Here is a 5522-nt window from a genome sequence, read left to right on the forward strand (position 1 = left end):
ACTGCTGTGACCCTCAGTTATTATAGTCCCACTTATGAATTGACACAAAGATCTATAAAGCCACTAAATGCAAGTGCTCGTGAAGACCTCCTGCAACTTTTCAGAGACAATGATTTTCTGGAAATGAACGCTACATATGTGCCTCAGCAAGGGCAGCCGATCGTTACGGATGTTGGAATTGTGGAGATCAGCCTGCTTCAGACGGATTTCAACAAGACCGTGAAAGTGGATCCTTACTCGCAGGAATACATGCCAGAGGGTCTGAAAGAGATAGATCAGGCATTGGTTGACCTGAAACAGTATGCTCTAAGTATATCTGCGGCAGAGGCGGAAAAGATCGCAGAGGAATGGATCAAAAATGCACCCACTTACAAGTACGATGGTTCCGAACTGACTTTAGTTAATAGTGTTGTCATGGGATCAGTCCCGGACCAGTATAGTATGACCTATAGTTTCATAAGCGGTCATGCTGGTTATGGGAACCGTTCCGGTCAGATGACAGCTGAAGTGATAACCGATCATACAGTGAACATTAAAATGTTCCAGGGTATGGTCACATCAGCGATCATTGATGGGGTATGGGATGAAATGAACCAACAAATGCTACAAAATGAACGCATCCTGCTACAATATCCGAACATGCTATGCAATGAAACACCCTGGATGAAATGGTATGCAGAAGGTAATATCCAGTTCTTCAAAGCCCCAACAGGATCCGAGCTCATTATTGCATATTACAGCAATGTCTATGGCATTGAGGTCACAGATATAGTGCAGAATACAGTGGGTTCCGGGCAATGTTCTTACACGCTTAAGGTGGTACCAACTGACGTAGAGGCTATGAAAGATATGGGGTGGCAGAATACTTGATCTGCCCCACTCTTTTAAAATCGATCACAATTCCGGCCAGAGACAACAGGGATCATGTTGGGTTTTTATACTTTCATCCGTTTCCGAATATAGTGTTGTCCTATTCTCTTTAAGAGGCAGAGCTAACGTAAAAGTACTGCCTTTCCCAGGTTCACTTTCCACATTGATCGTTCCTCCATGCAGTTCAGCAAGTTCTTTTGCCAATGCAAGACCAAGTCCGGTTCCTTCGTATTTTCTTGCACAGGAGGAATCAAGCTGAGTGAAAGGCTTAAAGAGTTTCGTCAGATCATTAGCAGGGATGCCGATGCCAGTGTCCGTTACAGATATATATGCCATTTCATCATCTTCCCTGCTTCCAATGGTCACGGAACCACCGATATCCGTGAATTTGATAGCATTGCCAATCAGATTATATAAGATCTGCCTCAATTTTGCTTTATCCGCCTGCACTGCCCCGAACTGTGAGTCGGCCCTGATCTTCAGTACAATTTCCTTACTTGCTGCAAGATGCTGCATGGCAGAGACCATTTCATCCACAAGTTCTTTTACGTAGATCTTCTCTTTATAGAGCTGCATTTTTCCGGACTCGACCTTTGAGATATCAAGAATATTGTTAATAATATTCAACAGATGTTTTCCACTATTGGATATGTTCTTCAGGTATTTTGCCTGTTTTTCATTGATCTGACCAAAATATCCTTCGGAAAGTACCTCTGAGAAACCTATGATCGAGTTAAGCGGTGTTCTCAACTCATGGCTCATAGTGGCCAGGAATTCGCTCTTTGTACGATTGGAGTTTTCTGCAACGATCTTAGCTTTCAAGAGGTCTTCTTCAGTTCTCTTACGTTCGGTACTATCTATACAAAAACCTACTACTCTGTCATCTGACAGTTTCACCGCTTCAACTACCATATAATATTTTGTCCCATTTTTCTTAATGAAACAGAATTCTCCAGTTGATCTGCCCGTACTCAGAAGCTGCTTGAATGAATTGATAGCAGCTTCTTTAGATTCCGGAGCATATAGGTCCAGCCGATGCATGTTCAACAATTCATTTTTAGAATAACCGGTTATTATGCATGCTGCCGGATTAACTTCGATGTATCTGCCAGCAGCATCTGCTACAAAAATAAGTTGAGGAGAGTTATCGATATACGCACGATATTTCTTTTCGCTCTCCTTTAACACTTGTTCTGCAATCTTCTGTTCATGGATGTCGATCGCTATCTCAAATCTCACCATTCGTCCGTCGGGCCACTTTATAGCTTTATCTATACAGCGATACCACCGATCATCGACATTATTCTGGAGTTCCCAGATATGGGTTTGGCCTATGTTCTCTCCAAAGATCAGATGATTTGTGCAAAAAGAACATGGAGAATCGAGATTTTGAAATACTGAGTAACATTTTTTTCCAAGGATCTCATTTCCATACCTTTTTTTCATAGGTGAGTTCACAAATAGTATCTCGTAATTAACTGGATCACAAACATAAGCCGGCTGATCAAAAGCCTCAAGAACTGAAACAAGTTGTTCTTGTGTTATTGCAGTTTCTTCATCTATCCGTTTTCTGGGCGTAATGTCCCTGCTGACACCCAGGATCCCTATCAGTGTACCAGATGATGTGTAAAGAGGAGCTTTGAATGTTTCAAAAAGAACCTCCTTCCCATTGAAGTCAACTGCCAGTTCTTCAATTTTCAAGAAATTATTCTCTTCAATGATCTTTTTATCATTTGTGAGGAAATGGTTGGCAAGTTCATTTCCGAACAGATCATGATCGGTTTTTCCAATGATCTCTTCTTTTGGGCGACCGAGGAATTTTGAAAAGGCAGGGTTGCATAAAATATACTTTCCCTGCCTATCCTTACAAAAGATCAGGTCAGGAATCGAATTGACTAATTCATGGAAAAGCACTGTATTTTCAAATATTTCCAATTCTGTATGTTGCTTGAACGAATTGGCTTCCAGCTCTTTTATACGTCCTTTTAGTTCATGTACTTCTTTTAGGAGCTGATCTCTTGATTTTCCTTCATCGCTCATTTTTAGTCTCACTATACAGGCAGATGATTTTTTGATACGGATTCTCCGACTTAATCTATATATAATTTTAGATATATAAAACTATTTTGTGTGTTGATCTTGATATTAAAATATAGTTCTGGAATAATATCTTAAACTAAACGTGCTATTATAGAGAGAGAACTAGTTCTCTTTTATCTTCATCTGGAATCTGAAATAGTTATTTCAATTGTAACATGGAGAGATAGGGATCATCGCTATTCGAGGAAATAAAGAGCAGATAGATTTATATAATTCAGAAAATATTTAATAAAATAGATTAAGAAGCAAAAGCTATTAGTGCCTTGTTCAACAATAGATTTCAGTCAACTTCACATGAATATGTATAAAGTTAGCGTTGTAACTAAAATGGTCTTACGAGGCAAAGTACAAATCCTGGGTCAAAAGCAAAAGTCAAACCTGCAAAACTGACAAAAACCGGTAAATCTAAAACAGTTATCACACATCCTGATCTTACAAAGCTGATCACTTAATCATTCATATTGATACAATAACGAGGGAAATATGCAGCAATTATCGAACGATCAAAGATCAATAGCCTATTTTTCAATGGAGATAGGGATTGATGAAAAAATCCACACTTATAGCGGCGGCCTGGGGATATTGGCCGGTGACACGATACGCTCATCGGCTGATCTGAAGGTGCCTCTGGTTGCGGTAACTCTTCTTTATCGCAAAGGGTACTTCCGCCAGAAGATCGAGGCAGATGGTTGGCAGCGGGAAGAACCGGCAGCCTGGGATGTTGAAGGTATTCTGGAGGAAATGCCTCAGAGAACTATTGTCATGCTGGAAGGAAGAACCGTCCATTTGAGGGTCTGGAAATATGAGGTCAAAGGGGTTAGCGGCTTTACAGTACCTATCTATTTCCTTGATACAGATATGCCTGAGAACCATGAATGGGACAGGACCCTGACCCATCATCTTTATGGCGGGGACGAACACTACAGGCTCTGTCAGGAAGTCATCCTCGGTATTGGAGGTATCAGGATGCTCCGAGCCCTCGGCCATCAAAATATCGGGAGTTTCCACATGAACGAGGGGCATGCAGCACTTCTTACACTTGAACTGCTGGACGAACACGCAAAAAAGGATGGCAGAGGGTATTTGATAGAAGATGACAGGAAAGCTGTGAGGCGCAGGTGTGTATTTACGACCCACACTCTTGTTCCTGCCGGCCATGATAAATTTCCAATAGATATGGCACGCAGGGTGCTTGGGCAAAGAGAGGATTTCTTCGCTTTGGAAGGCGTCATTCATAACGACGATTCTCTTAATATGACCCGTCTGGCCCTCAACCTCAGCCGCTATGTGAATGGAGTAGCACGAAAACATGGAGAAGCTACACGGCTCATATTCACTGGTTACTCTATTAATTCCATTACTAATGGAGTTCATGCTGCTACCTGGGTTTCAGAACCTTTCCAAAAACTCTTTGATAAATATATTCCTATCTGGAAACAGGATAATTTCAGCCTGCGCTATGCGCTTAGTATCCCAAAACAGGAGATTTGGGTTGCCCATATGCAGGCAAAAAACAAATTGCTCGACCATGTAAACAAGCAAACAGGTGTTCTCATGGACGAGAATATACTGACCATAGGCTTTGCAAGGCGGGCTGCGACCTATAAACGAGCTGATCTGTTGTTCCAGGATATAGAAAGATTAAAAAGAATATCCTCTCAGGTTGGAAAGATACAGGTCATATATGCCGGCAAGGCGCATCCCCGGGACTATGAGGCTAAGAAGCTTATCCAGCGTATATTCCAGGCTAAACAAACTCTTAATGGGGACATTAAGCTTGTGTATCTTGAAGATTACAACATGACCATCGGCGCGATGATAACAGCTGGGGTGGATATCTGGCTGAACACGCCTGAACCGCCAATGGAAGCATCTGGGACCAGTGGAATGAAGGCTGCTTTGAACGGAGTTCCCAATCTGAGCGTACTGGACGGATGGTGGATAGAAGGAAACATAGAAGGGGTGACCGGGTGGTCCATTGGAGAAGCGGTCATAGGAAACGGGGAAAACCGTAATCATGCCCTTGATGCAACCTCTTTGTACGATAAACTGGAACAGGTGATAGTTCCTCTTTTCTATAATAACAGGGAGCAATTCATTAGCATGATGTCGCATTCCATTGCTATCAATGGCTCATTCTTCAATACCCATAGGATGATGCAGGAATATGTGCTCAACGCCTACTTCCTATGCTGAGGCGATCTGAAAGGTCGAACAAAAGATAAACTAGAAAGGCAGATGATCTTTCATTTTTCATCTGCCTTTTATCCATTCTAATATCAATGGCAGCATCCATTCTTACCAAAGAATTCTTGCGCAAGGGCATTCACCTTACATCTTTAGTTATAGTAGTGGTCTATGTTCATCTGGGAAAGCAAATAGTATTGGATATGCTCATTGTATATCTTGTGTTCATTTTACTGATCGAGCATTTCCGTCTCAGTCGTGGTGCAAAGATCCCATTGCTGGATTTTTTGTATAGGGAAAAAGAAAGGTCATGTGTGGGAGGTCATGTTTTTTTTGTCCTGGGCTCTGTCGCTGCTATCAGTGTG

The 5522-nt window shown here is 41.8% G+C and carries 3 protein-coding genes and 1 pseudogene; 3 read left to right on the forward strand and 1 reads right to left on the reverse strand.

Translation table 11 applies throughout. The features are described from left to right. Positions 1–870, forward strand: an 870-nt coding sequence (locus A4E24_RS08165; RefSeq protein WP_292352790.1) for a hypothetical protein, incomplete at its 5' end; no start/stop codon positions are given. A gap of 24 nt (positions 871–894) precedes the next feature. Here A4E24_RS08165 and A4E24_RS08170 read toward each other — a convergent pair. After that, positions 895–2910, reverse strand: coding sequence for a PAS domain S-box protein (locus A4E24_RS08170; protein WP_292352791.1), 2016 nt, complete (start codon positions 2908–2910; stop codon positions 895–897). Positions 2911–3453: 543 nt separating this feature from the next. Between A4E24_RS08170 and glgP the strand changes: the two genes are divergently transcribed. Next, positions 3454–5166, forward strand: a complete 1713-nt coding sequence (gene glgP / locus A4E24_RS08175) for an alpha-glucan family phosphorylase (RefSeq protein ID WP_292352792.1) — start codon at positions 3454–3456, stop codon at positions 5164–5166. Between the two features lie 86 nt (positions 5167–5252). Then, positions 5253–5522: pseudogene (locus A4E24_RS08180) on the forward strand (CTP--2,3-di-O-geranylgeranyl-sn-glycero-1-phosphate cytidyltransferase); the annotation flags it as partial.

The organism is Methanomethylovorans sp. PtaU1.Bin093 (assembly GCF_002067275.1).
Lineage (GTDB): Archaea > Halobacteriota > Methanosarcinia > Methanosarcinales > Methanosarcinaceae > Methanomethylovorans.